The 21,634-nt window shown below is 45.7% G+C and carries 19 protein-coding genes and 1 pseudogene; 10 read left to right on the forward strand and 10 right to left on the reverse strand.

Annotated elements, in window-relative coordinates:
* Positions 1-145 precede the first annotated feature (145 nt).
* Genes F890_RS01675 through F890_RS01695 form a run of 5 tightly spaced genes read left to right on the forward strand, consistent with a single transcriptional unit; the run spans position 146 to position 3,374 of the window.
* Positions 146-964 carry an ABC transporter ATP-binding protein gene (locus F890_RS01675; RefSeq protein ID WP_004645032.1) on the forward strand — a complete coding sequence of 273 codons (819 nt, stop codon included), beginning with the start codon at positions 146-148 and terminating at the stop codon, positions 962-964.
* A complete protein-coding gene (gene mlaE, locus F890_RS01680; protein WP_004732313.1) occupies positions 961-1,740 on the forward strand; it encodes a lipid asymmetry maintenance ABC transporter permease subunit MlaE in 780 nt (259 codons plus the stop codon). The genes F890_RS01675 and mlaE overlap by 4 nt, the downstream gene beginning before the upstream one ends.
* Positions 1,740-2,417, forward strand: coding sequence for an outer membrane lipid asymmetry maintenance protein MlaD (locus tag F890_RS01685; RefSeq protein ID WP_004732312.1), 678 nt, complete (start codon positions 1,740-1,742; stop codon positions 2,415-2,417). The genes mlaE and F890_RS01685 overlap by 1 nt, the downstream gene beginning before the upstream one ends.
* Before the next feature lie 18 nt (positions 2,418-2,435).
* A complete protein-coding gene (locus F890_RS01690; RefSeq protein ID WP_004732310.1) occupies positions 2,436-3,068 on the forward strand; it encodes an MlaC/ttg2D family ABC transporter substrate-binding protein in 633 nt (210 codons plus the stop codon).
* A 15-nt stretch (positions 3,069-3,083) separates the two neighbouring features.
* Positions 3,084-3,374 (forward strand): STAS domain-containing protein, encoded by a 291-nt coding sequence (locus F890_RS01695; RefSeq protein ID WP_004732307.1) that lies wholly within the window; start codon positions 3,084-3,086, stop codon positions 3,372-3,374.
* A 140-nt stretch (positions 3,375-3,514) separates the two neighbouring features.
* Here F890_RS01695 and F890_RS01700 read toward each other — a convergent pair whose 3' ends face one another.
* Positions 3,515-4,747 (reverse strand): transposase, encoded by a 1,233-nt coding sequence (locus F890_RS01700; protein WP_004730312.1) that lies wholly within the window; start codon positions 4,745-4,747, stop codon positions 3,515-3,517.
* Positions 4,748-4,994: 247 nt separating this feature from the next.
* Positions 4,995-6,008 (reverse strand): CorA family divalent cation transporter, encoded by a 1,014-nt coding sequence (locus tag F890_RS01705; RefSeq protein WP_004732304.1) that lies wholly within the window; start codon positions 6,006-6,008, stop codon positions 4,995-4,997.
* A gap of 152 nt (positions 6,009-6,160) precedes the next feature.
* Between F890_RS01705 and F890_RS01710 the strand changes: the two genes are divergently transcribed.
* On the forward strand, positions 6,161-6,751 hold the full coding sequence (locus F890_RS01710) for an LOG family protein (RefSeq protein ID WP_004732303.1): 591 nt from the start codon (positions 6,161-6,163) through the stop codon (positions 6,749-6,751).
* A gap of 30 nt (positions 6,752-6,781) precedes the next feature.
* Positions 6,782-7,183 carry an NUDIX hydrolase gene (locus F890_RS01715; RefSeq protein WP_004732301.1) on the forward strand — a complete coding sequence of 134 codons (402 nt, stop codon included), beginning with the start codon at positions 6,782-6,784 and terminating at the stop codon, positions 7,181-7,183.
* 4 nt (positions 7,184-7,187) lie between these two features.
* Here the strand turns inward: F890_RS01715 and F890_RS01720 are convergent, their stop codons facing one another.
* Together F890_RS01720 and recG are read right to left on the reverse strand one after the other, a co-directional pair.
* Positions 7,188-7,823 carry a ComF family protein gene (locus F890_RS01720; RefSeq protein WP_004732299.1) on the reverse strand — a complete coding sequence of 212 codons (636 nt, stop codon included), beginning with the start codon at positions 7,821-7,823 and terminating at the stop codon, positions 7,188-7,190.
* Positions 7,810-9,855, reverse strand: coding sequence for an ATP-dependent DNA helicase RecG (recG, locus tag F890_RS01725; protein ID WP_004732297.1), 2,046 nt, complete (start codon positions 9,853-9,855; stop codon positions 7,810-7,812). The genes F890_RS01720 and recG overlap by 14 nt, the downstream gene beginning before the upstream one ends.
* Positions 9,856-9,888: 33 nt before the next feature.
* On the opposite strand from recG, the gene F890_RS01730 reads away from it, so the two are divergent.
* Complete coding sequence (locus F890_RS01730) at positions 9,889-10,704, forward strand: NAD-dependent epimerase/dehydratase family protein (protein WP_004732295.1); 816 nt, start codon at positions 9,889-9,891, stop codon at positions 10,702-10,704.
* Between the two features lie 32 nt (positions 10,705-10,736).
* Here F890_RS01730 and F890_RS01735 read toward each other — a convergent pair whose 3' ends face one another.
* Positions 10,737-11,969, reverse strand: coding sequence for a transposase (locus tag F890_RS01735; protein WP_004730312.1), 1,233 nt, complete (start codon positions 11,967-11,969; stop codon positions 10,737-10,739).
* Positions 11,970-12,322: 353 nt separating this feature from the next.
* A complete protein-coding gene (gene plsB / locus F890_RS01745) occupies positions 12,323-14,890 on the reverse strand; it encodes a glycerol-3-phosphate 1-O-acyltransferase PlsB (protein WP_005265571.1) in 2,568 nt (855 codons plus the stop codon).
* Positions 14,891-15,172: 282 nt separating this feature from the next.
* On the opposite strand from plsB, the gene F890_RS01750 reads away from it, so the two are divergent.
* Both F890_RS01750 and F890_RS01755 read left to right on the forward strand, forming a co-directional pair.
* A complete protein-coding gene (locus tag F890_RS01750) occupies positions 15,173-16,045 on the forward strand; it encodes an acyl-CoA thioesterase (RefSeq protein ID WP_004645045.1) in 873 nt (290 codons plus the stop codon).
* Between the two features lie 173 nt (positions 16,046-16,218).
* Positions 16,219-17,466: a dicarboxylate/amino acid:cation symporter gene (locus F890_RS01755; protein ID WP_017397874.1), complete on the forward strand. Its 1,248-nt coding sequence runs from the start codon at positions 16,219-16,221 to the stop codon at positions 17,464-17,466.
* 277 nt (positions 17,467-17,743) lie between these two features.
* Here the strand turns inward: F890_RS01755 and yihA are convergent.
* The 4 genes and pseudogenes from yihA to F890_RS01775 all read right to left on the reverse strand — a co-directional run.
* A pseudogene (gene yihA, locus F890_RS01760) lies at positions 17,744-18,520 on the reverse strand (ribosome biogenesis GTP-binding protein YihA/YsxC); the annotation flags it as partial.
* 105 nt (positions 18,521-18,625) lie between these two features.
* Positions 18,626-19,066 carry an RrF2 family transcriptional regulator gene (locus tag F890_RS01765; protein WP_004732285.1) on the reverse strand — a complete coding sequence of 147 codons (441 nt, stop codon included), beginning with the start codon at positions 19,064-19,066 and terminating at the stop codon, positions 18,626-18,628.
* Positions 19,067-19,163: 97 nt separating this feature from the next.
* Entirely contained in the window at positions 19,164-19,925 is a 762-nt protein-coding gene (locus F890_RS01770) for a globin domain-containing protein (protein WP_004281516.1), read from the reverse strand.
* Between the two features lie 153 nt (positions 19,926-20,078).
* Positions 20,079-21,629 carry a helicase HerA-like domain-containing protein gene (locus F890_RS01775; RefSeq protein WP_004732283.1) on the reverse strand — a complete coding sequence of 517 codons (1,551 nt, stop codon included), beginning with the start codon at positions 21,627-21,629 and terminating at the stop codon, positions 20,079-20,081.
* Between the last annotated feature and the right edge of the window lie 5 nt (positions 21,630-21,634).

The following is a 21,634-nucleotide window of genomic DNA, read 5'->3' on the forward strand; positions in this document are numbered from 1 at the left end:
GTGCATATTTTTATTATAAAAAATACGAAATAATCCATTGTTGTCATTTTTTTATGATATTAAACCATCTTTTTCAACTGCTAACATTTTGAACTTCGTTCCTTTATAGTATGCATGCTGAAAAAATGCAGGAATAAACTCAGCTATGAAAAATCAAACAGCGCGAGATACTCAATCTCTGATTGAAGTCAAGAATCTGAGCTTCAAGCGGGGTGAGCGCGTGATTTATGACGACGTGAGTTTAAATATTCGTCGTGGGCAGATTACCGCCATTATGGGACCATCCGGTACTGGTAAAACCACCTTATTAAGACTGATTGGTGGGCAGCTGGTTCCTGAGCACGGTCAGGTTTTATTGGACGGCAAGGATATTGCCACGATGTCACGTTCCGAACTTTTTTCAGCACGTGCACGGATGGGCATGCTGTTTCAGAGCGGTGCTTTGTTTACCGATATGAGCGTGTATGAAAATGTCGCATTTCCGATTCGGGCACATACCAAATTGCCGGAACATCTGATTAAGGAAATCGTGGCACTGAAGCTGGAATCAGTCGGTTTACGTGGTGCAGAACAGATGATGCCATCTGAACTATCCGGTGGTATGAACCGACGCGTGGCTTTGGCCCGTGCGATTGCGCTAGATCCTGAGCTGATCATGTACGATGAACCGTTTGCCGGACAAGATCCGATTGTGATGGGCGTTTTGACTCGTCTGATCCGTTCATTACGTGAAGCACTAGACTTGACCACGATTATTGTCTCGCATGATGTTGCAGAAACTTTATCGATTGCGGACTACATTTATGTGGTGGCAGAAGGCAAAATTCAGGGCGAGGGCACACCAGCAGAGCTGAAAGCGCATCCGTCTGCTTTTGTACAGCAATTCCTGACCGGTTCGGTAGAAGGTCCGGTGGATTATCAGTTTAGTCATCAAGCTTATTTAAGTGATGAGGTTCGTTCATGAATGCAATTGCCGCATTAGGTAGACGCGTTATTGAACGTGTACAGGGGATTGGGGTCGCGACCCTGATGCTGTTGCAGATTTTATTTTCCATGCCGACCTGGCTTGGCGTAAAGCTGTTTATTTATCAGATGTATCGGGTTGGGGTATTGTCCCTGCTGATTATTATGGTTTCTGGCCTGTTTATTGGTGCCGTGCTTGGTTTGCAGATGTTTAGCATCTTGTCGACCTTTGGTAGTGAGTCGATGCTAGGAACAGCGGTCGCGTTGACCTTGCTGCGTGAACTGGCACCTGTGGTCGCTGCTTTGCTATTTGCAGGACGTGCCGGTTCAGCCTTGACTGCGGAAATTGGCCTGATGAAAGCTACTGAACAATTGTCCAGTATGGAAATGATCGGTGTCGATCCATTGAAGCGGGTGATTTCGCCGCGTCTTTGGGCAGGGATTTTTAGCTTGCCAATGCTTTCCGTCATCTTTGCCGCAGTTGGCATTATGGGCGGTAAAATGGTCGGGGTAGATTTCCTGGGTGCCGATGAAGGCGCTTATTGGAGCGGCATGGAAAGCAGCGTGCAATTCTATAAAGATGTCTTGAATGGCACCATTATTAAAAGTTTTGTATTCGCATTAATTTGTACCTGGATTGCGGTGTATCAAGGCTATGCTTGTGTCCCGACATCGGAAGGTATTGCAACTTCTACAACGCGTACAGTCGTGTATTCTTCGCTGTGCGTTTTAGGCTTTGACTTTGTGTTGACTGCGGTCATGTTCGGAGGTGTTTAATGAAATCACGTACTAGTGAGCTGGCCGTTGGTGTTTTTGTTATTTTGTTTGCGATTGCCTTATTTTTCCTGGCGATGCGTGTCAGTGGTCTGGTCGGACACAATATTTCCGACAGCTATAAAATGACAGCGACTTTTGAAAATGTAAATGGGATCAAGCCGCGTGCTAAAGTGGCATTGAGTGGTGTGAAAGTGGGGCAGGTGGATGACATTACCCTGGATCCAGTGACGCGTCTGGCGACCGTGCATATGACCCTAGATGGCTCCTTGACCTCGTTTAATACTGAACAGTTAAAGCAGGTTCAGCAGGAAGCACTGGAAGAGTTACGTTATAGTTCAGACTATACTGCGGCTACCCCTGCGCAACAAAAAGACATGGAAAAACAACTCTTAGCTAACATGAAATCCATCACCAATATTGATGAGGATGCTTATATTATGGTAGCGACCAATGGGTTATTGGGTGAAAAATACCTGAAAATTATTCCAGGTGGTGGTCTGAACTATTTGCAGCGCGGTGATCAGATTGCCAATACCCAAGGCACCATGGAAATTGAAGATTTAGTGACGAAGTTCATTACTGGCGGTGCCGGTAAATCGTCGGATAGTCAAGAAACTGCCCCAGAACAGGCGACAGTTTCAGAATCGACTGATGCAGAACCTGCATTTGTTGAATAATAGATTGAGGAGATTTCAGTGAAGACTTTAGTAAAACAAACGCTTACAGCAAGCATTCTTTCCACAATGGTTGCTGGTACAGTGTTTGCTGCACCGTCTGAAGCACCACCTGCTTTTATTAAAAAAGTGGCAGATGGTTTGATTGAGCGCCTCAAAGCTGATAATGCAAAATTGCAGAACAATCCGGCGCTGGTCAAAGCGATTGTCCGCCAGAATTTGGATCCATACATTGATTCACAGTCTTTCACGCGTATTGTGATGGGGACTTATGCAACGAACCAGTATAGTACGGCTGCACAGCGCGCACAGTTTGAAAAGAATTTCCGTGAAACGCTCATTGAAAATTATGGTTCTGCATTTTCCAAGTTCAGCAATCAGACCTATAGCGTACGTCCATACAAGGCTAGCAATAGCAAAAACCCTGTTGTAACCATCGACTTTAATAATAAAGGCGAAAAAATTCCGGTAGCGTTTCAGCTGGTGGACAAAGGTTCACAATGGAAAATCCGCAACATCAATGTATCGGGTATTGATCTAGGTTTGCAATTCCGTAACCAGTTTGCTGCGACAGTCAAACGTAATGGCGGTAACATAGATAAAGCTATTGCTAACTTCAAACCGGATGCAGAAGCTGCAATCGACAAGAAATAATCAGATAGGTGAGCCGTGATTGTATTCAAGGATCAGGAATTGCAGGTTTCAGGCAAGATTGACTATGCTAATGCGCAGGACTATTACTTAGATGGTCTGCGTGTGGTTCAGTCGCAGAGCAAGTTTCCGCTTGTGGTTAATCTGGCTGGGCTTGAAAGTGGCAGTACTTTGGCTTTGGCAGTATTGGTGCGCTGGTTGCGCCAGACTCCTCAAGCGCAAGGACTACAGTTTAAAGCTGTCCCTGCTAAAATGATGAATATCATTCAGGCCTGTCATTTACAGGATGATTTACAAATCATTCAGTAAATAAAAAAGCACCGAAAGGTGCTTTTTTATTGTTGATACATTTTAAAAGTAAATTCCTTCCTTTATCAAAAGGAGGTTAGGAAGGATTAAAATATGACCTCACCCTAACCCTCTCCTAAAAGGCATAGGTATCTACACATCTATGAGATACCTAATGCCATTGTGGCTATCTCATTGAGTTCATCTATTGAATATTCCGAGAGCAGTTGAAGAGTGTTCAGTAAAATCGAAAGCCCTGCCAATAAGGCAGGTGCACTTTCCAACCTACCTCTTTTCTGCTGCCGACCTGAAAGACGGGTGAGAAATACACGAATTTTCTGATGGTGTTCATCTTCAGAACGCTGGATTCGCCAAGTTAAAACACAAGCCATACAGCTAATCAGTAACCGCCTTAAAATGGCTTCAGGTCTGGTCTGAAGCCATGCTTCAATATCATGACCTGCCTGCTTGAGCAGCTTGAAATAGCATTCAATTGTCCAGCGCCAGTAATACCAGGTCGTCATCTCTACCGTAGTAATCTCTGATGGAACATTGCTGATTAGTGACCATCTTGCGACGGTCTTATCCTGATCATCTTTCACTACGGCAACAATTAATCTGGCTTCAATCGCACTCCCTGGCTGGGGAGCAACCCGTTGGCCTGAATCGTCATTTCTCTTCGGTTTTGCTGCACGTGTTATCCGGATAGCAGTTTCTCCCACATGCAACATATGCCGGTTTCCTTTATAGGCAATCGGCTGGACCTGCTGCGTTTCTACTCGTTCTGCGGCTTCTGCAACTTTGCATGTTTTGCCCTGATGCTCAATTCGATGGCCTTCTTTCGCCCGAATCAGCCATTTAAAACCCTGGCTGCTCATTTCCCTTAGGTGGGCAATGGAGTCACCTTCACGATCAATGATATGAACACATGTTTTCTCAATGGGATATTGTTCAATCACTTTGATTTGTTCGGTAAGTGAATCTAGATGAGATTTGCGCCCAGCAGAGTGTTGACTGAATGTGGAATAGCAGCCTGAGGCATCTGATAGTGTCTGCGCCAGTGGCGCAATAGGTAGTCCCGAGGCTGCATCAACCAGCAGACTGCTTTGCAATTCATAGCCTGAATCATATTGATGGGTTCTTTGCAGGCGCTGAATTTTATGATGGTGTTTCACATACTGTAGCTGAGACCAGTCATGAACAATCAATGCATATTGATGCGGTGATGCCTTGATCTGTTCACATGCAAGATGTTCAATTGGCTGGTTTAACTGACTAAAAGAGATTTTGTCATTATTCAGGAATCGCCAGACCGCTTGTGTGGTTGCGAAACTCGACTTTTGGGCAGAAGCCAGGTCTTTGATTGCCGGAGCAAGTGAAGCAAGAGGGTTCATATTGAGCTTTACAAGGCTGTTATAGCGCTTGACAAGACGCTGATCCAGGCCAGAGATGTTAAATTGAAGAGCATGCTCTTCAATTTAACGCAAAGTTCAGGAATTGTGTAGATACCTATGCCTAAAAGGAGAGGGAACTTCCTCTCTAAATTTATGGAGAGAAATGATATTTTTAAAAACTACTATCTCAATAAATATTGGAAGTCCTCTCTCCCTATGGGAGAGAGTTAGAGAGAGGGTGAAGAAATTAAATCCACTTCTTCCATCTAAAGTAAATCAATGGCCCGATTAAAAAGCCGATCAAAATAATACTGACCATAATGAAGCTCATGGAGCCTTGTGCAAAAGGCAGAACTTCGGTATTCATGCCATAAATACTGGCAATGAGCATCGGCGGTGCAAGCATACTTGGCAGGATCGAGAATCGACGAATCGTATCGTTCTGTTCCGTGTTAATGAATCCGGACGTGGTATCGAGCAGGAAGCGCACTTTCTGAAACAGGAAGGCATCATGTTCAACCAGCGAGCGCACATCTTCACTGAGTTCTCGGATATCCGCATCATAAATATGACTGCCCAAGGCGCGTGGACGAGACAGGAAAGTCAGAACACGACGTAAATCGATCAGACAGAGCTGCGCTTTACCAAGCATATCTTCCAGTTGAGCCAGACGGGTAATCATGTCATCCAGATCGAGAATCTGCTCGCGATGGCGATTATTCAACACTTCAGTTGAATATTTCTCTAAATCTTTATGTACATCTTCCAGAATATCGGCCAGCTCATCCAGTTTGGCTTCGAGCAGGCCCAATAAAATCCAGGTTGGATCTTTATAATCGATTTCATAATCATTGCGGCGCGCACGGGCACGGAAGGCACGAAAGGCCACCAGCTTTTCGCCACGCAAGGTAAACAGACGGTCCTTATGCAGAATGAATGCTACGGTTTGTACCGTCGCCAGCATGCTGGATTCATCTTCGTTTTCGTTCTCGACCTGATAGTTTTTATTTTTGGTTAAAAAATAGGTACTGATATGCAAAATACCGTCATCATCACGGTAAAATCGGGCACTAGAGGAGATATCTTCCAGCGATTTTAAGGTCGGTAAGTTTTGCGCATAGGCATCTAGAATCCATTGCTGCTCTTCTTGTGAAGGTGCAATCAGATCAAGCCATACTAAATCTGGATGCAGGTCGAAATCACCATTAATCGTGATATCTTCTAAGCTACCGCGCTCTGTGGCGTAAAAGGCTTCAAGCATGCTGTCTTTTCTCCCTGGCGCAGTATGTGAATTGGAATGGGTGTATTTTAGACAAGGAATTGAATAAAAACACTGATATTAAGCAGTTATTTTTGGAAAAAACGCGCTTGCAGCGATTTCGTACAATATAGCGTCAATTGGAGAGTGAAATGATGAATTCTATCGCAATTTTTTGTGGTTCAGCACTGGGCTCCGATCCTCTCTATGCCCAGATTGCCGAAAAGGTTGGCCAAACCTTGGCAGCAAGACATCAGACGCTGGTCTATGGCGGTGGTCGTTCTGGTTTGATGGGGATTATCGCTGATAGTGCTTTGGCTGCTGGTGGCAAGGTGATTGGTGTAATTCCAAGACAGTTGGTCAATCGTGAACTGGCGCATCCGCATATTACCGAGCTATTTGTGGTCGATAATATGCACGAACGTAAAACCCGCATGTCGGAACTGGCACAGGGATTTATTGCCATTCCGGGTGGTGCAGGAACGTTGGAAGAAATTTTTGAACAATGGACCTGGGCACAGTTGGGAATTCATAAAAAGCCTTGTGCTTTTTTAAATGTAGATGGTTTCTATGATGATTTACTCAAATTTATCCATATGACGACCGAGAAAGGTTTTACCAAAGCGCGCTTTAGCGATGCTTTAATTGTGAGTGATAATCTGGATGATATTTTGCGCCAGTTTGAAAGTTATCAGCCGCCTGAAGCGAAATGGGGTATGGTCGATCAGACCGATCTTGTAAAATAAGCTGTCCACAGCATGATTTGTAGAAAATAAATGAAAGTGATTACGGTGGCTGCAGCCATTATTTTAAATGAAGCGCAGCAACTGCTGGTGGTTCGTAAAAAAGGGACGTCCTGCTTTATGCAGGTTGGTGGCAAGCTGGAGCCAAATGAAGCACCAGAAGCAACGATGTTGCGTGAAATTCAGGAAGAAATTGGCACACAGGCACAGATTCAGCAATTCATTGGGCGTTTTGAAACCCAGACGGCGAATGAACCAGATCATCAACTGGTGAGTTATGTCTATTGGGTAAGTCTGGATCAAGCACCAAAAATTGAAGCGGAAATTGCCGAAATGAAATGGGTCGATCTGGATGAAAAAGAGCTACGACTCGCACCCTTGACCACTGAAATTGTGATTCCTTGGGTGAAGTCGCAGTTACTCGCCCAAGCTTAAATTTTCAGATTTGAGCACCTGCCAGACAGGCTGCATAAACTTTTTGACAGCCCAGTTGTTCAAGTGTTTGGCTCAGTGCTCGAATCGAGCTGCCGGTCGTCACCACATCATCAATAATCAGCACCCGACGGTAACGCAGCTTGGAAATGGTACTGATCTGGAATTGTGATTGGATGTCTTCAATCCGCTCCAGCCGGCTTAGGCCCTTTTGCGAGTGTTGTTTCATTCGTCGAACAGGTTGCCAGATGGGTACATTCAGCTTTTTCGCCACATGTTTTGCCAGCACCAGAGATTGATTATACCCGCGCTCTGCCAGACGCTCATTCGAGATCGGCATCGGTACAATTGCACTGACTTTAGGCAGGTCTAAACTTAACAGCGCACCTGCCAGTAAATTTTGCAAATGCAGTGTCTGTTCATATTTAAACAGTTGAATCAGCCGGTCCATCGGATAGGCATAGTCGCAGGCAATCTGTAACTGCATTTCCTGCCGTTGAATGGTTTGATGTGCCCAGGGTAATTGTCGCCAGCAATCTTCACAGACTGAATGAATGGACTGATGATCGGTCAGACAGAGCTGGCAGGGCTGTAAGCGGGTCAGCCAGGATTTTCCATGTTGCAGTAATTTAAACATAGGCATAGCGCGGTGCTTCCGGTAGCCAGCGTTGCAATAATGCTTCGGCCTGATCGGGATAATCCTTGAGCATCTGCTGAGCCACATAATGTGCCTGATTGAGCAGGTGATCATCACGTTCAAGTTTGGCCACACGGAAATTCATGTCCCCGGTCTGTTTGGTCCCGAGCAGCTCACCCGGGCCACGTAACTCCAGATCTTTCTCGGCAATCATAAAACCATCATTGGTTTCGCGCATGATTCTTAAACGTTCCTGACCATTTTGCGAAAGTGGATGCTTATACAGCAGGGCACAGAAGCTGGCTTTGGCGCCACGACCGACCCGGCCACGTAGCTGATGCAATTGAGATAGACCCAGACGCTCGGCATTTTCAATCACCATAATGGAGGCATTGGGTACATCGACGCCGACTTCGATCACGGTGGTGGCAATCAGGAGCTGTAATTCATTATTTTTAAACTGCTGCATTACCGCCTGTTTTTCATCGGCTTTCATCTTGCCATGTACCAGTCCGATATTCAGCGCAGGAAAGCGCTCGCGAATTTCGGTAAAAGTCGCTTCGGCAGCTTGAGCATCTAGGGTTTCGGATTGCTCTACCAGGGTGCAGACCCAGTAGGCCTGCTTACCTTCAGCACAGTTGCTGGCAATCCGTTGCAAGACTTCTTCGCGTCGATCTAATGGAATGGTCACGGTCTGAATCGGGGTACGGCCCGGCGGAAGCTCGTCAATCACCGAGGTATCCAGATCACCATAGGCAGACATGGCCAGTGTGCGGGGAATCGGAGTCGCAGTCATCACCAGTTGATGCGGAGACATACCATCTAGCCCTTTATTTCTGAGTGCAAGGCGCTGATCCACACCAAAGCGGTGCTGTTCATCAATAATCACCAGACCCAGTTTGGCAAACTCGACATTTTCCTGAAACAGGGCATGCGTTCCGATCACCAGATGGGCGCTGCCATCCCGAATCACCTGTTCCGCTGCGGCGCGAGCTTTACCTTTTTGCTTGCCGGAAAGCCAGGCCACATTTAAGCCCAAAGGCTCAAACCAGCGTTTAAAATTCAGATAATGCTGCTCGGCCAGAATCTCGGTCGGTGCCATCAAGGCCACTTGCCAGCCTTCCTCTAAGGCATGGCAGGCTGCGACACCGGCCACTAGGGTTTTACCTGCACCAACATCGCCTTGCACCAGACGCAACATCGGTTTATTGCTTTTTAAATCCTGCACGATTTCTCTGGATACACGTTTTTGCGCACCGGTCATTTCAAAAGCCAGACTGGCTAAGAGCTGTTTGGCATAGGTTTTACTGGGCGCAAATGAAGGCGCTTCGACTTGCTGAATAAAGGCCCGACGTGTCAATAAACTGATCTGATGCGCCACCAGCTCTTCAAAGATCAGGCGTTGCTGTGCAGGATGCGAGCCTTGTGCCAGCTGCAGCATATTGGCGTTGACTGGTGGATGATGGATATATTCCAGTGCCTGTTTCAGCGCATAACCGTTACTAAATTTTGCTGGCAGCAATTCAGGCAGATGGTCGCTATACTGAGCCAAGGCCTGCTGAATATAATCCCGTATTTTTGGCTGGGTCAGACCTTCAGTCGCAGGGTAAATCGCCGTGAGCTGGGTTTGAGGTAAAGGTGTGTCCTCAGTAATGACTTGCAGTTCGGGATGATACATTTCCAGACCGCGCGCACCAACCCGCACTTCACCAAAAATTCTTAAACGGTTACCCAGTTTGCAGCGGTCAGTAATGCCTTTATAAATATGATAAAAACGTAAAGTGACTTTGCCAAAATCATCATCTAGCAGCACAGCCATGGATTTGCGTTTGCCAGGGGGGAAATCCACACCTTTAACGATGCCTTCCAGCAGATAGCTGTGTCCCACGCTCAATTGATTCATAGGAATGATCGTGCTACGGTCTTCATAGTCACGTGGTAGATGAAAAAGCAAATCATCAGTATTGAAGATATTTAGTTTTTCGAGTAATGCAGCGGCGGCATTGCCAACGCCTTGTAACTGATGGACTGCAGCCATGTCCCCTCAACCAGATTTGTGATTCGGTGCTCAATGCATATTTTATTTATCGGTTATGGTAAAACATCCCGACGTGTGGCTAAACAACTATTTGAGCAAGGTCATCAAATTAGCACAATTAGCCAGAGTCCCAAAACAGATTCATTCGCAACTCATCTGATTCAGGATGTGCATCAACTGGATTTAACAGCAGTTCCTCCGATTGACTGGGTCTATGTATTACTTAGTCCAAAACAAAGTACGGTTGAAGGCTATCAGCAGACTTATCTGGATTCGGTTCAACCTATTGTGGCTGCCTTGAAACAGCATCCGGTGAAGCGGATTATGGTGGTGTCATCGACACGAGGGTATGGACAAGATTCCGGTGAAATCGTAGATGACGAAACTAAAATTCACCCGAATGATGCTCAGGGCAAAATCTTGCAGCAGATGGAGCAGGCTTATTTCACTGCTTATCCTGAGCAATCTACCATCATTCGTCCGAGCGGCATTTACGGTACTTCAGTTGCGCGTCTGCAAAAAATGGCTGCTTCTATGACGTGCTATCCAAATTTGCACTGGTCCAACCGGATTCATATTGAAGATTTATCACGTTTCTTGTCACATATGATTCATGTGGAACATCCGGAATCTTCTTATATTGTGACCGATAACCAGCCAAAATTATTGCATGAAATATTGCAATGGTTCCAACAGCAGCTGGGACTTCCTTTGTTGCAAGTAGAAAGTGAGCAGGTGACAGGTAAGAAACTTTATGCGACTCGAATGCAGAAAATGGGATTTGAGTTAGAGCATCCAGATTGTTATGAGGATTATTTGGGGGTGATGAGGAAAAATAATCCCTCCTAGCCTCCCTTTTTAAAGCATAGGTATCTACACATCTATGAGATACCTAATGCCATTGTGGCTATCTCATTGAGTTCATCTATTGAATATTCCGAGAGCAGTTGAAGAGTGTTCAGTAAAATCGAAAGCCCTGCCAATAAGGCAGGTGCACTTTCCAACCTACCTCTTTTCTGCTGCCGACCTGAAAGACGGGTGAGAAATACACGAATTTTCTGATGGTGTTCATCTTCAGAACGCTGGATTCGCCAAGTTAAAACACAAGCCATACAGCTAATCAGTAACCGCCTTAAAATGGCTTCAGGTCTGGTCTGAAGCCATGCTTCAATATCATGACCTGCCTGCTTGAGCAGCTTGAAATAGCATTCAATTGTCCAGCGCCAGTAATACCAGGTCGTCATCTCTACCGTAGTAATCTCTGATGGAACATTGCTGATTAGTGACCATCTTGCGACGGTCTTATCCTGATCATCTTTCACTACGGCAACAATTAATCTGGCTTCAATCGCACTCCCTGGCTGGGGAGCAACCCGTTGGCCTGAATCGTCATTTCTCTTCGGTTTTGCTGCACGTGTTATCCGGATAGCAGTTTCTCCCACATGCAACATATGCCGGTTTCCTTTATAGGCAATCGGCTGGACCTGCTGCGTTTCTACTCGTTCTGCGGCTTCTGCAACTTTGCATGTTTTGCCCTGATGCTCAATTCGATGGCCTTCTTTCGCCCGAATCAGCCATTTAAAACCCTGGCTGCTCATTTCCCTTAGGTGGGCAATGGAGTCACCTTCACGATCAATGATATGAACACATGTTTTCTCAATGGGATATTGTTCAATCACTTTGATTTGTTCGGTAAGTGAATCTAGATGAGATTTGCGCCCAGCAGAGTGTTGACTGAATGTGGAATAGCAGCCTGAGGCATCTGATAGTGTCTGCGCCAGTGGCGCAATAGGTAGTCCCGAGGCTGCATCAACCAGCAGACTGCTTTGCAATTCATAGCCTGAATCATATTGATGGGTTCTTTGCAGGCGCTGAATTTTATGATGGTGTTTCACATACTGTAGCTGAGACCAGTCATGAACAATCAATGCATATTGATGCGGTGATGCCTTGATCTGTTCACATGCAAGATGTTCAATTGGCTGGTTTAACTGACTAAAAGAGATTTTGTCATTATTCAGGAATCGCCAGACCGCTTGTGTGGTTGCGAAACTCGACTTTTGGGCAGAAGCCAGGTCTTTGATTGCCGGAGCAAGTGAAGCAAGAGGGTTCATATTGAGCTTTACAAGGCTGTTATAGCGCTTGACAAGACGCTGATCCAGGCCAGAGATGTTAAATTGAAGAGCATGCTCTTCAATTTAACGCAAAGTTCAGGAATTGTGTAGATACCTATGTTTTTAAAGGGAGGAATCCCCCTCCTTTTCAAAGGAGGGGTTAGGGGAGGATTTTATTTAAAAGACCTCTCCCTATCCTCACTTGCACTTCGTTTTAAAAGCCGTGCTTTAAAACTCGCTCAGGAGAGGGAATACTCATATTTAAATAATGGCATTAGCTTTCCAATTTTCACTTCTTATAAATTCTTAAATAAAAAGAGAGGCCTTAGCCTCTCTTTTTATTTAATTTAAACTTACTTCTTTTTCCGCTTCGCACGTTTCTTGGCTTGTTCAGCCGCAACTGCATCCAAAGCTTCTTTCAGTTCTTCATCCGTAAAGTCGGTGATGTGATGCAACATCTGCAACTTCACTTCATCCAATACCAAATCTGCATATTGCGCCACATTCGTCAGCTGTTCATCAAAGACAATCGCATTGTCTTCATTGGTACACAGATAACCTTTTTGGGTTAAGACTTTAATAAAGCTCTGGAATAGGGCTTTGTCGAAGAACTCAGGTGAGTTGAACTCATATAGCACAGACAGGCGTTGACCAACCAGGTAACTGAGCTCTTCGACCTGACGGGTCGAGATATTGCCAGAACCACGTTGGGTAATCAGTGCCAAAGTCATGTAATAACGTTCCAGACTTTGAGTTACGGGCGCAGCCAGAATTTCAAGCTGATGATGCGCTTCCGTATTCGGTGCCGGTGCAATCAGGTTTTCACCATCTTGTGTAATCAGTTTCGAGGCAATTAAGCTGTCAATATGCGCATTCACTTGATCCTGAATTTCATCTTCATGCCATTTTAAGAACAGTTCGGCTTTGAGGAATGGATACAGGGTACTACTGATATTCACGACATCATGACGGCGAATGGTACCGTTATGTTCAACTAGGGCGGCTATCAGGGAGGGCAGCACAAAAGTGTGCACAATATTATTGCGGAAATAGGTCAGCAGAACGGCCTGATTGTCTTCAATGGCAATGATATCGCCCAGTACATGCTTGACTCGCTTGATCAGTTTCAGCTTCATTGCATAGGCAATAATTTCCTTGCCAGAAAGTGGCGTCACCTGCATGCGCTCATCATAAGGCAGGGCAGCCAGCAAGGTGCGATAGGTATCTAGCTGTTTGATACAGATCTCTTCATCCAGCGTATGTTTCGGCGTAGCCAGCAAGATTAAAGACAATAACGATACCGGATTGATCACCACCGCACTGTTGATATTTTCCAGAATAGCCTGTGCCGAGCTATTCACCGCATCAGAAACCGCTTGTGGAATCGGATCGTCATTCTTTTCGATTTTGATATTTTCTGCGCCATGCTGTTTCAGAATGTCATCCAGAAATACCGGGTTCCCGAAGTTTAGGTGCACCTTGCCAAAAATACGTTCAATCTTGCGCAGGGTTTTCAAAATACCAAAAATAGACTCGGCTTCTTTTGGCTTGCCACTCATCTCACCGACATAGGTACCACCTTCCATTAGGCGTTCATAGCCGATATAGGTCGGTACAAACACAATCGGTTTGGATTTGCCACGTAAATGACCATGCACGGTCATTGCCAGCATCCCGGTTTTTGGCGGTAGCAAACGACCGGTACGTGAACGGCCCCCTTCAATAAAGTACTCGAGCGGGGTATTACGTGACAGGACGCTATACAGATATTCTTTAAACACCGTGGTATAGAGCGCATTGCCGCGGAAAGTACGGCGAATAAAGAAAGCGCCACCACCGCGCAAAATCTGACCGACAAAAGGCATATTCAGGTTATCGCCCGCAGCGATATACGGCACCATCAAGCCACGACGATAGATCACATAAGACAATAACAAATAGTCAATGTGACTGCGGTGACATGGGGTATAGACAATTTCATAATCCTTGGCCAGTTCACGCACGGTACTGAAATTATGCACTTCCACGCCGTCATAAAGCTGGGTCCATAAGCGGGTCAGGGCCTTGTCGGCAAAACGTACGGTAGAATGAGAATAGTCGGAAACGATTTCGTTCAGATAACCGATGGCGCGACGTTCAGACTCCAGCATCGAGATTTTGCTACGAATACTGTCATTGCGAATCGCTGCCTGTACATCTGGTGACTTGATCAGGCCATGCATGACATTACGGCGGTCGGACAGATCCGGCCCGAGAATGACTTCGCGCTGACCATCCAGGTAATCATTTAAAGTGCTGACAATATAGGTGGCCGGCGCTGAATTTGGATACGTCTCTTTAGCAAAGTTAATCAAGGTGCGTAAAGACTGCGATTCATGGAACTCTAAATAAGACTGGCGACCATGCAGGCCGATATTGACCAGTTGTTTGACCCGGCTTGGCGTAGACCAGGTATCGGTAAATAAAAGCTTAAACCAGGAATCTTCTTTCTCCGGTTCACGTCCCCAAAGTACTGTTACCGGTACCAGTTCGACATCCAGTTCAGGATGCTGTTCCAGGATTTCAATCAGGCGTAACAGGCGCGGCGGGAAAGCATGCGGTGGTGAGCTGAGCAGATTATTTTCATCATGATGCTGTAAAAACAGTACTGATGCTTTTTCCTTACTGTTACCGAGTTGCATTGGATCAAGTGCAGCCGGCAATTTTAAGCGGCGCGTTTCTGCATCGACAACCAGTGCATTACTACGTGAATGGTTCTGTAAAACGTAGCAGACCAGCTTTTGCGATTCTGCTGCAGTCTGATCAGATTTAGGTGCTGTCACTTCACTTGGTACTTCCCCAAGAACATGAGGGGTAACCACAAGATCAAGTAACTTACTTGAAAGCTTGCGATACATTTGACCAAAGCCATTCTTGGACATAGCTGCTCCTAATTTTACTGACCAAAACCACAGGACTTCTGAGGGAATTTATTTTGCGGGTTTCTAAAGCGAAACAATATATCTTTTTTTAACAACTTCAACAGAAGTGCTTCAATTTTAGCGTGAAAGCAGGTGCTTTTCCTAGTCACTTATGACATCAGTATGACAGAACAGTCATGCAAACTTTAGAGTTTCGGTCTGATTTTGTGGCAGAATATTCCAGATCAATTATTTAGATCCGTTTTTCCATTTTGGATATCTCCAATATTAGATAGGTTGCTTATGAATGCCTTAACACAGGAACTGGTCGAGCTGCTCAGCTTAGAAAAGTTAGAAGAAAACATTTTCCGGGGAATCAGCCGGAATCTGGTGGGCAAGCGCGTGTTCGGTGGGCAGGTTTTAGGGCAGGCACTACGCGCCGCGTCTTATACCACAGACCGTCCAGCACATTCATTACATGCCTATTTTCTGTTTGGCGGGGATGTCAATGCACCGATTATTTATGAAGTGGATCGTATCCGTGACGGCAAGAGCTTTGTCAGCCGTCAGGTGCGCGCTATTCAGCATGGCCGTACCATTTTCATGTGTATGGTGTCTTTCGCGCATCAGGAAGAGGGCCTGAATTACCAGATTTCAGAGCCTGAATATCCACCGGCAGAAAGCCTGAAAAATGAAGCAGAGCTGATCAAGCAGATTATTGAGTTTATTCCGGAAAATGTTCGTGCATCTTTCACTCGTGATCGTCATGTGGAAATTCGTCCGGTCAATCCGCAAAATCCATTCCAGCCTCAACCTGAAGCACCGTCTTATGCGCACTATATCCGTACGCATGACCGTATTGCTGCAGAAGTCGATCAGATCTCCTTGCATCAGGCCATTGCTGCTTTCTATTCTGACTTTACCTTGATGACCACGGCGCTTCGTCCACATGGTCTGAGTTATATTTCGCCAAGCTTACAATGTGCCAGTATTGACCATGCCATGTACTTCCATAAACCATTCCGTGCGGATGAATGGATGCTTTACGATATGGATGCCACCCAGAGCGCCAGTTCGCGCGGCCTGAATTTTGGCCGGATGTGGCAGAACGGCGAGCTGGTCTGCAGTACCTCTCAGGAAGGTCTGATCCGCTTACGTGAAATCGAAACACAATAAGTTTGTAGTCTGTCAAAAAGCCGAATCCTAGATTGGGTTTTTTGTTTTTAAGCCGGATGAAAAAGGCCATTTGATGCCATGCTTCAACCATGCGTTTATAAAATATTACTCGATTCTATAGACACTGCATGGCATAGTGCGGCTTAAGATCAATATTAAAAATGCATGAAAAGATGAGCTTAAATACGCAAATTTTAATTGCCGCCGTATTGGGGGTGCTGTTTGGATTTCTATTGACGATATTTCCGCAGACCTCATTTTTTGATATCAGCTTATATGGCATCGGCATCGTCAGCAGTATTTTTATTGGCTTGTTAAAAATGCTGTTAGTGCCGCTGATTTTTAGCTCGATCGTGGTCGGCGTATCCAATCTGCAGGCGGGTGGGCAGCTAAGCCGCACCTGGAAAATTACCCTGATGTGCTGTGTGACCACCACTACCTTGGCACTTATTTTAGGTCTGGCGTGTGCGCATCTGTTTGATGTCGGTAAGGGTGTGGATGTGCTGATGTTCCAGGATGCCATGGCACAACATCAAACACCGGATACGCTGACGCCTTCTTCTTTCTTTACCAACTTTATTCAAAATACCTTGATCAATCCCTTTAAAGCATTTTCGGATGGCAATGTCTTGGCGGTGGTAGTCTTTGCGCTATTTGTTGGTGTGGCACTGGTTGCGGGAGGAGATAAATTTCGTACCGTGCGCAAGCTGAGTCACCAGTTTTTCGAAATCATGATGTTGATGATTGGCTGGGTAATGAAACTGGCACCACTCGGTATTTTTGCCTTATTGGCCAAATTAATTGCCACTGAAGATGTTTCGGTTCTTAGTCGTCTGGCTGAATTCGCTGCGGTAGTCACCGGTACGACGATTTTTCATGGCATCGTGGTCTTGCCTTTATTGCTATGGATTTTCGGCAAGATGGATCCGGTCACGTTCTTTAAAGGCACACGTGCTGCCTTGATTACTGCCTTTGCCACCAGTTCCAGTTCGGCCACCATGCCCCTGTCGATGAAATGCGCACAGGAAAATTTAGGGGTACGCCCACATACCGCAGGCTTTGTAATTCCACTTGGGACCCAGTTAAATATGGATGGTACGGCGCTGTATGAAGCAGCTGCAGCTCTGTTTATTGCCAATTTAATGGGGCTGGATCTGAGTCTGGGGCAGCAACTGGTGGTCTGCGCGACTGCGATGATTGCATCCTTAGGTGCACCGGGGATTCCGAGTGCCGGTATGGTGACTATGATTATGGTCTTGCAATCGGTAGGTTTGCCTGCCGAGGCAATTGCCATTCTGTTGCCGATCGACCGTTTACTGGATACCGTACGTACAGTGGTGAATGTTCAGGGAGATATGATGATCAGCGTGGTGGTGGACCGGCATACGCGTGAACCCGATCTTCAAGCTACAGATAGCTAAAACATTTAAAAAAATAAAAAAAAGCAGGTATTTGACCTGCTTTTTTATTTGTACGTTGAGTTTTAATAAATCAAGAATGATCACAGATCATTTAGGTGATATGGTCTTAATCCGCTGAACGCTTATTCTGATTTAGCTCATCTGCCGCTTTAAGCTCGGATTGATCCTGCTCAAGCAATTCCAGCGGTTCTTCAGCTTCATTTAAATCATGAGTCGATACTTCAGCATGCTCAGAATCAGCTTCACTAAGCTCGAGCTCTTCAAGCGGTTCATCAGATTCATTCAAATCATGCGCTGATGCTTCCGGAATGCTGTCCAGATCATATTCAGATGCTTGATCTAAGGTAAAGTTCAAACGGCCACCCATGACGCTGGCCAGTTCTTCTAAACCTTGTTTGTTCATGGAGGAAAACAGTTGAATCGAGAAATCCAGCTTCATCTTTTTCAATGCCGCTTTGACTTCCTGCAAGGCTTTGGATGCAGGACCACGGTTTAGTTTGTCAGATTTGGTCAATAACACATGCACGAACAACTGGCGGGAATAAGCCCATTCCAGCATCATTACATCAAAGTGTTGCAGGGGATGACGGATATCCATCAACAATACCAGGCCTTGCAAGCTTTGACGGTGAATCAGGTAATTTTCCAGTTCTTTTTGCCAGACCAGTTTCATTTTTTCAGGCACAGCCGCATAACCATAACCGGGTAAGTCGACCAGACGCTGATCCGGATTACCCAGGCTGAAAAAGTTGATCATCTGGGTACGGCCAGGTTTTTTCGATGCACGTGCCAACTGTTTCTGGTTGGTCAGGGCATTAATCGCACTAGACTTACCCGCATTCGAGCGGCCGGCAAAAGCAATTTCATAGCCTGTATCTTCTACACAAAGACTGAGTTTGGGTGCACTCATTAAAAATTCGGCTTTGCGTAGCCAGTTGAGTGCGCGCACAGAATATTCAGTAATGGCAGAATCAACTTTTTTCTCGTAGCTGATCTTTTGCTTAGGCGCATGGGCTGTCTTACTGTTTTTGGATTTTCCTCTGCTGTGGTGCATAACTCAACTTCAATAAATGATCTACAATGAAACATTATAAAGGAAGTCGCACAGGCAAGCGAACTTTGCCGCAAGAATAAGTCACAAGACCTGACCCGGAAGACTTTAAAGATTAATCAGGCCGATCGGAGAATTTGTACTGAAACGCGCATTTCGTGGCCTAATCACATCTTTAAGCACATATTGGTCCAGACTGCTATAAAACTGTTCCACCGCATCATCTAAAATACCTTTTAAACCACAGGTCGGACGTAATACGCAGGGTGGGCTATTGCATTCCACTACATTGCTGTCGCGTTGCAGGATCCGCACAATCTGTCCCAGCTGGAGGTTCAGGCTGGCCGGATTTAAACGTATGCCGCCACCTTTACCACGTGTGGTAATCAGCCACTCCTGTTTCGCCATAAAATGCACGATTTTCATGGCATGATTTTGTGAAACCTGTAATCGCTCGGCAAGTTCTGCAATGGTATAGGGGAGATCACGTGGCTGTGCGACATACATCAGAATCCGAAGCGCATAGTCAGTGAATTTATTGAGTTGCATAACGTCAACAGCTAGAAAATGAAAGAATTGAATGTTAAAAGCTCCACGAATGGAGCTTTTAATCAGAATCTGATGCTAGTCTAAACCGTTTTTGCAATTAAAGCTTGAGCGGGGCAGACACTTCAACTACATCACCAACTTTGTAGTGGTCGATCAGTGTCTGTGCAACCGAGAATGCGGTTGGATTTTCTTCCGCTTTCACAGTAATTTGATATTGCTCGTTTTGCGCCTGATCAAAGCTAAACTGTTGTGGTTGACGAATGTGCTGTTCAGGCACCTGTACACGTACTGAAATATGTTCACCGGCTTCAGCACTTGCAATCGCTGCACCATCTTTAGCTTTAAGTGTAAAGATTTTACCTGCGTCGGTATCATTGACTGCTGCTACTTCAAATTCGCGCCAGCCCGCCCAGCCACCATTTTCAGAAGCTAGGGTGGCATATTTAGATTTTTCCACACCAATCAAAATATCTGCCAGTTGCATATACGCTTCTTTCCAGGCTGCAATCAGGTCTGAGTCCATGGGTACATCTAAAACTTCGCTGATCGAGTGCAACAGATTCTCACCGACAATCGCATATTGATCCGGTTGAATATCCAGGCTGACATGTTTAGTGGTAATGCGTTCGATGGCTTTGGCCAAAACGCCCGGATTGGTAATGTTTTCGGCATAGGCAAGTACTGCGGCAGCCAAGGCACGTGGTTGACGGCCAGTACTTTGATGATCCATGTTGAAGGTGTTTTTCAACTCTGGATGGTTTTTCAGCATGCGGTTATAGAAATACGTGGTAAGTGCTACGCCGTTTTCACGTAAAACAGGAACAGTCGCTTGTACAAGTTCAATATGTTGTGGAGTCATGAGAGCCGTCTACAGGTGTTTTTTAAAAGATGTATTTAAATTACATCTTTTAAAATGGCTTTACAATAGCGCATAGTCATAAAACCATAAAAAAATTATGGGATATAAGAATATCCCATAAAAAGTATGATGATGATCGGAAAAGGAGAGGAATTATTTGCGGCCAAACAGCGAACCCAGTAAGCCGCGCACAATTTTCTGCCCAGTACTCCCGCCCAGGCTGCGGGCAGCACTTTTGGCAAAGGTGCCGACAATATCCTGAGTCAGTTTTTCTCGTTGCTTGGCTGCGCGTTCAGCTTCTTTTTGCTGTTCTCGTGCCAGACGTTCCTGTTCTTTAATTTGCTGCTTGGCAAGAGCTGCTTGTTCCTTGCTTTGTTGTTTGGCAAATTCGGCGGCCTGAGCCTGTTGCTGGCGTTCTGCGACCTTGTTTTGCAGCATTTCGTGGGCGCTGTCCCGATCGACTGGCTGCTCATAAATACCGGCGACAATACTTTGCTGCATGAGAGCCTTGCGTTCTTCAAGCGAGATCGGTGTAAAGGATGAATGCGGCGGCATGACCCAGCCACGCTCTACAATTTGTGGAATGCCCTTTTCATCCAGGCAGCTAATTAGAGCCTCACCTACTGCTAACTCGGTAATCACCTGATCGACTTTAAATTCAGGATTGGCTCGGAAAGTCTCTGCTGCGGTTTTCACTGCTTTTTGATCTTTGGGAGTGAAAGCCCGCAAAGCATGTTGAACCCGATTGCCGAGCTGGCCTAAGACACTTTCAGGCAAGTCCAAAGGATTTTGCGTGACAAAATAAATCCCTACACCTTTCGAGCGAATTAGACGCACCACCTGCTCAATTTTTTCTTTCAGGGCAGGGCTGGCATTATCAAACAAGAGATGGGCTTCATCAAAGAAAAACACCAGTTTAGGTTTGTCCAGATCGCCGACTTCGGGAAGCTGTTCAAACAGCTCAGAGAGCATCCAGAGTAAGAACGTGGCATATAGCTTAGGCGTATTCATCAGCTTGTCAGCCGCCAACAAATTGATATTGCCACGTCCTTGACTATCCGTCTGCAAAAAGTCCATCAGATCCAGCGCCGGCTCGCCAAAAAACTGGTCACCGCCTTGGTCAGCCAGTGCTAACAAATTACGTTGAATCGCACCGAGACTGGCGGGTGAAAGATTGCCATATTCAGCTTTAAAGTCAGCCGCATGCTCAGAGACATAACTCAGCATCGCTTTCAGATCTTTAAAGTCGATCAGCAATAAACCCTGATCATCGGCAATCCGAAACACGGCAGATAAAACGCCTTCCTGGGTGTCATTCAGATTCAGTATTTGCGCCAGCAGCAGCGGGCCAATTTCAGAAATGGTAGTGCGAATCGGATGACCCTGTTCGCCAAATAAATCCCAAAACACCACTGGTGAGGCTGCAAAAGGAATGGACTCGATATTGAGACTTTTAATCCGTTCATCAAACTTGGGGCTGCTTTCACCTGCTTTGGCCAGGCTGGACACATCGCCTTTGGCATCGGCGAGGAATACAGGTACACCAATTCGAGAAAAGCTCTCCGCCAATACTTTTAAAGTCACAGTCTTTCCGGTACCAGTGGCACCTGCAATCAAGCCATGTCGATTGGCAAGTTGGGAATGCAGCACAATATCCTGTGTGGTATCCGCAGTTTTTTTAGCAATAACAATTGGTCTACCCATAGCTT

It is taken from the genome of Acinetobacter sp. CIP 64.7 (genome assembly GCF_000369745.1).
Lineage (GTDB): Bacteria > Pseudomonadota > Gammaproteobacteria > Pseudomonadales > Moraxellaceae > Acinetobacter > Acinetobacter fasciculus.

Excerpts from the sequence above, each read along its gene's own strand:
- F890_RS01715 (WP_004732301.1), top strand. The coding sequence starts at position 6,782 with ATGAAAGTGATTACGGTGGCTGCAGCCATTATTTTAAATGAAGCGCAG.
- F890_RS01685 (WP_004732312.1), top strand. The coding sequence starts at position 1,740 with ATGAAATCACGTACTAGTGAGCTGGCCGTTGGTGTTTTTGTTATTTTG.
- recG (WP_004732297.1), bottom strand. The coding sequence starts at position 9,855 with ATGGCTGCAGTCCATCAGTTACAAGGCGTTGGCAATGCCGCCGCTGCA.
- F890_RS01750 (WP_004645045.1), top strand. The coding sequence starts at position 15,173 with ATGAATGCCTTAACACAGGAACTGGTCGAGCTGCTCAGCTTAGAAAAG.
- mlaE (WP_004732313.1), top strand. The coding sequence starts at position 961 with ATGAATGCAATTGCCGCATTAGGTAGACGCGTTATTGAACGTGTACAG.
- F890_RS01705 (WP_004732304.1), bottom strand. The coding sequence starts at position 6,008 with ATGCTTGAAGCCTTTTACGCCACAGAGCGCGGTAGCTTAGAAGATATC.
- F890_RS01700 (WP_004730312.1), bottom strand. The coding sequence starts at position 4,747 with ATGAACCCTCTTGCTTCACTTGCTCCGGCAATCAAAGACCTGGCTTCT.
- F890_RS01675 (WP_004645032.1), top strand. The coding sequence starts at position 146 with ATGAAAAATCAAACAGCGCGAGATACTCAATCTCTGATTGAAGTCAAG.
- F890_RS01765 (WP_004732285.1), bottom strand. The coding sequence starts at position 19,066 with ATGCAACTCAATAAATTCACTGACTATGCGCTTCGGATTCTGATGTAT.
- F890_RS01770 (WP_004281516.1), bottom strand. The coding sequence starts at position 19,925 with ATGACTCCACAACATATTGAACTTGTACAAGCGACTGTTCCTGTTTTA.
- F890_RS01775 (WP_004732283.1), bottom strand. The coding sequence starts at position 21,629 with ATGGGTAGACCAATTGTTATTGCTAAAAAAACTGCGGATACCACACAG.
- F890_RS01755 (WP_017397874.1), top strand. The coding sequence starts at position 16,219 with ATGAGCTTAAATACGCAAATTTTAATTGCCGCCGTATTGGGGGTGCTG.
- F890_RS01730 (WP_004732295.1), top strand. The coding sequence starts at position 9,889 with ATGCATATTTTATTTATCGGTTATGGTAAAACATCCCGACGTGTGGCT.
- F890_RS01710 (WP_004732303.1), top strand. The coding sequence starts at position 6,161 with ATGAATTCTATCGCAATTTTTTGTGGTTCAGCACTGGGCTCCGATCCT.
- F890_RS01720 (WP_004732299.1), bottom strand. The coding sequence starts at position 7,823 with ATGCCTATGTTTAAATTACTGCAACATGGAAAATCCTGGCTGACCCGC.
- plsB (WP_005265571.1), bottom strand. The coding sequence starts at position 14,890 with ATGTCCAAGAATGGCTTTGGTCAAATGTATCGCAAGCTTTCAAGTAAG.
- F890_RS01735 (WP_004730312.1), bottom strand. The coding sequence starts at position 11,969 with ATGAACCCTCTTGCTTCACTTGCTCCGGCAATCAAAGACCTGGCTTCT.